At 63.1% G+C, this 5,015-nt stretch carries 2 protein-coding genes; both read left to right on the top strand.

Annotation, left to right across the window (positions count from 1 at the left end):
- A partial coding sequence (gene gltB, locus VBE63_RS24595; protein WP_323685650.1) for a glutamate synthase large subunit occupies positions 1 to 3,528 on the top strand: 3,528 nt, incomplete at its 5' end.
- The gene (locus VBE63_RS24600) at positions 3,521 to 4,987 is read left to right on the top strand and encodes a glutamate synthase subunit beta (protein ID WP_323685651.1); all 1,467 of its coding nucleotides are present in this window, start codon (positions 3,521 to 3,523) and stop codon (positions 4,985 to 4,987) included. The genes gltB and VBE63_RS24600, both read left to right, overlap by 8 nt.
- The last annotated feature ends 28 nt before the right edge of the window (positions 4,988 to 5,015 follow it).

Below are 5,015 nucleotides of genomic sequence, written 5' to 3' on the forward strand. Positions count from 1 at the left end.
GTCATGGGCTCCGAGATGGGCGTGCTCGACATCGATGATGCGCGCATCGTCAAGAAGTGGCGCCTGCAGCCCGGACGCATGTTCCTGATCGATCTCGAGCAAGGCCGCATCATCGACGATGCCGAGGTCAAGGCCGAGCTGGCCGGGGCCAAGCCCTACCAGGAATGGCTCGATCGCACCCAGATCCATCTCGACTCGCTGCCGACCGATGTTGCGCCGATGGCACCGGAAGAGAGCGTGCTGCTCGATGCCCAGCAGGCCTTCGGCTACACCCAGGAAGACGTCAAGTTCCTGCTCACGCCGATGGTGGCGACTGGTCAGGAGGCGATCGGCTCGATGGGCGCGGATAACCCGCCCTCGGTGCTCTCATCGCGCTCCAAGCACCTCTCGACCTACTTCAAGCAGAACTTCGCCCAGGTCACCAACCCGGCCATCGACCCGATCCGCGAGGAGCTGGTGATGTCGCTGGTGTCGCTGATTGGCCCGCGGCCGAACCTGCTCGGTCTGAACGAGGCTGGCCAGCATTGGCGTCTCGAGGTCGACCAGCCGGTATTGACCAACGAGGATCTGGAGCGCATCCGCCACATCCAGGACAACTCCGGCGGTGCCTTCCGTACCAAGAACCTGCACATGGTCTACCCAGCCGCCGAGGGCGCGGAGGGGATGGCACCAGCGCTGGAACGACTCTGCCAAGAGGCCGAAGCGGCGGTGCACGAGGGTCACAACATCCTGATCCTCTCGGATCGCAACACCAACGCTGATTTCATTCCGATTCCGGCCTTGCTGGCGACCTCGGCGGTGCATCATCATCTGATTCGCCAGGGGCTGCGCACCAGCTCTGGGCTGGTGGTCGAGACCGGTGGTGCGCTTGAGGTGCATCACTTCGCGACTCTCGCCGGTTACGGCGCTGAGGCGATCAACCCCTATCTGGCCTTCGATACCATCCAGTCGCTGCTGCCACGGCTGCGCAACGATGGCGCCGGCGAGCTGAGCTTTGAAGAGGCCCAAGGCCGCTACATCAAGGCGGTCGGCAAGGGCCTGAAGAAGGTGATGTCAAAGATGGGCATCAGCACCTTCCAGAGCTATTGTGGCGCGCAGATTTTCGATGCGGTGGGTCTGAACCGTGAGTTCATCGCCAAGTACTTCACCGGCACGCCGAGCATGGTCGAGGGCGTCGGCTTGGCCGAGGTGGCGCGCGAGGCGGTGCTTTGGCATTCGCGTGGCTATGGCAATGAGCAGATTCTGCGCAAGCACCTGGATGTCGGCGGTGATTACGCCTTCCGGCTGCGCGGCGAGGACCATGTCTGGACGCCGGAGACCATCGCCAAGCTGCAGCACGCGACGCGGGCCAACGATGCCAGCACCTACGCGGAATACTCGCGCTTGATCAACGAGCAGAATGAGCATCTGCTGACCTTCCGCGGCCTGATGGACCTGAAGTGGGCCGACGAGCCGATCCCGATCGATGAGGTCGAGCCCGCCAAAGAGATCGTCAAACGCTTCGCCACGGGCGCCATGTCCTTCGGCTCGATCAGCCACGAGGCGCATTCGACGCTGGCCAAGGCGATGAATGCCATCGGCGGCAAATCGAATACCGGTGAAGGTGGCGAGGAGGCTGCGCGCTTCCTGCCGCTGCCGGATGGCTCGATGAACCCGGAGCGCTCGGCGATCAAGCAGGTGGCCTCGGGGCGCTTTGGCGTCACCATCGAATACCTGGTCAACGCCGATGACATCCAGATCAAGGTCGCCCAAGGCGCCAAGCCGGGTGAGGGCGGTCAGCTGCCGGGACACAAGGTCAACGCGCAGATCGCCCGGGTGCGCCACTCGACCCCAGGCGTCGGCCTGATCTCGCCGCCGCCGCATCATGATATCTACTCGATCGAAGACTTGGCGCAGCTCATCCATGACCTGAAGAACGCCAATCCGAAGGCGCGGATCTCGGTCAAGCTGGTCTCCGAGATCGGAGTCGGTACGGTCGCCGCTGGCGTCTCCAAGGCGCATGCGGATCATGTCACCATCGCTGGTTATGACGGTGGCACCGGCGCGAGTCCGCTGACTTCCATCAAGCACGCCGGCTCGCCCTGGGAGATCGGCCTCGCCGAGACCCATCAGACGCTGGTGCTGAACCGGCTGCGTGGCCGCATCGCGGTGCAAGTGGACGGTGGCATGCGCACCGGTCGCGATGTCGTCATCGGCGCGCTGCTCGGCGCCGACGAGTTCGGCTTCGCCACCGCGCCGTTGATCGTCGAAGGCTGCATCATGATGCGCAAGTGCCATCTGAACACCTGCCCGGTCGGCGTGGCGACACAAGATCCGGAGCTGCGCAAGAAGTTCACCGGCAAGCCCGAGCATGTGATCAACTTCTTCTTCTTCATCGCCGAGGAGATGCGTCAGTACATGGCGCGACTTGGCTTCCGCACCGTCAACGAGATGGTCGGCCAGATGGATCGGCTCGAGATGCGGCGTGCGATCGAGCACTGGAAGGCAAAGGGCTTGGACTTCTCGCGCATCCTGACCAAGCCGAAGGTTGGCCCCGAGGTCGCCCTCTACAATTCCGAGCGGCAAGACCATGGCCTGGACAAGGCGCTTGACCACAAGCTGATCGAACAGGCAGGTCCGGCGCTCGAGAACCGCGAGCCGGTGCGCATCGAGACCGAGGTGAAAAACTTCAACCGCACCGTCGGCACCTTGCTCTCGGGGCGCGTTGCCGAGCGCTACGGTCTTGCTGGGCTGCCGGACGATACCATCTACATCAAGGCGCAAGGGATCGGCGGTCAGTCGTTCGGTGCCTGGTTGGCGCAGGGCGTGACCATCGAGCTGGCCGGCGAGGCCAACGACTACGTCGGCAAGGGGCTCTCGGGTGGGCGCATCATCATCTACCCACCCGAGCACGCCAGCATCGATCGTGCCGAAGACAACATCATCATCGGCAACACCGTGCTCTATGGCGCCATCAAGGGCGAGGTCTACTTCCGCGGTGTCGCTGGCGAGCGCTTCTGTGTACGTAACTCGGGTGCGACTGCGGTGGTCGAGGGCGTTGGCGATCACGGTTGCGAGTACATGACCGGTGGCGTCATGGTCTGCCTGGGGCCAACGGGTCGAAACTTCGCCGCGGGGATGTCCGGTGGCGTCGCTTACGTGCTGGATGAAAAGGGCAATTTTGCCGATCATTGCAACCAGGCGATGGTCGAGCTGGAGCCGATCGCGGCTGAAGACGCGGCGCTGGAAGCATTGGAGCATCAGGGCGGCGATCTCGAGACCCATGGCTTCGTCGATGTCAGCCACGATATGACCCGTTACGATGCGCTGCGCTTGCGTCAACTCATCGCGCGCCATCTGCACTACACCAATTCAGCCGTTGCGCGGCGCATCCTCGATGACTGGCCGGCGATGCTCGGCCGCTTCGTCAAGGTGATGCCGGTCGACTACAAGCGGGCGCTCGAGCAGATGCAATCGAGCAAGAGCCGACCGCCGAGTGCGTCGCGGCCACACCCGTCCAAGCTCAGAGAGGTTGTCGAACATGGGTAAGCCAACCGGATTCATGGAGTATGAGCGCATCGAGCTGGCCTACCAGCCGGCCTCCGATCGCGTCGTCCACTACAACGAGTTCGTCAAGCCGATGACCGATGCCGAGATCGGCATCCAGGGCGCGCGCTGCATGGACTGCGGCATTCCGTATTGCCATCAGGGCTGCCCGGTCAACAACATCATTCCGGACTGGAATGATCTGGTCTATCAGCAGGATTGGGAGTCGGCGATCGAGGTCTTGCACTCGACCAACAACTTCCCCGAGTTCACTGGGCGCATCTGTCCGGCGCCCTGCGAGGCCAGCTGTACGCTGAACATCGACGACCAGCCGGTGGCGATCAAGGCGATTGAGCGCGCCATCGCCGACAAGGCTTGGGAGCAGGGCTGGGTCAAGCCGCAGGTGCCGACCCATCGCACTGGCAAGCGCGTTGCGGTAGTCGGCTCGGGGCCGGCTGGGTTGGCCTGTGCGCAACAGCTGGCGCGCGCGGGTCACACGGTCTCGTTGTACGAGAAGGAAGACCGCATTGGTGGCCTGCTGCGCTACGGCATCCCGGACTTCAAGCTGGCCAAGACCATGATCGACCGGCGCATGAGCCAGATGCGCGCCGAGGGCGTGGAGTTTCACACCCATTGCCACATCGGTGTCGATCTGCCCGTCAGCAAGTTGAGCGACGACTACGACGCCGTCGTCCTCTCCGGTGGCTCGGAGAAGCCCCGCGATCTCGATGTCCCCGGCCGCAGCTTCAACGGCATCCATTTCGCGATGGATTTCCTGCGCGCCAACTCCAAACGCGTGCAGGGCGTATTCGTGCCGGACGAGGACTTCATCAGCGCCCACGACAAGCATGTGATCGTGATTGGCGGCGGCGACACCGGCTCCGACTGCATCGGTACCTCCAATCGTCATGGCGCCATGTCGGTCACTCAGATCGAGATCCTCGACAAGCCGCCGGAGAAAGAAGACAAGGGGCTGACTTGGCCCAACTGGCCGAACAAGCTGCGCACCTCGACCTCGCAGGAGGAAGGCTGTGAGCGGTTGTGGAATCTGCTGACCAAGTCCTTCGAGTCCGATGCCGACGGCAATGTGACGGCCCTAAACTATGTCCTGGTGCGCTGGGACAAGGATGAGAACGGGCGCTGGCAGATGTCCGAGGTTGAAGGGTCTGAAGCGCAGCTCAAGGCCGACCTGGTGCTCTTGGCGATGGGTTTCGTGCATCCTGTGCATGAGGGGATGCTCGAGGAGCTACAGGAGGCCAAGGGCCTCGAGCTTGATCCCCGCGGTAACGTCAAGGGCAGTACCGAGGGCGCCAAGGCCTATCTCACCAATGTTGATGGCGTTTTTGCCGCAGGCGATATGCGGCGTGGTCAGTCCCTAGTCGTCTGGGCCATTCGCGAGGGCCGTCAGTGCGCCCGCGCCGTCGATGAATGGCTGATGGGGCGTTCGGACTTGCCACGCTGAGAGGTGGTGTTTACACCCTTGACTTAGG

Source organism: Lamprobacter sp. (assembly GCF_034860625.1).
GTDB lineage: Bacteria > Pseudomonadota > Gammaproteobacteria > Chromatiales > Chromatiaceae > Lamprobacter.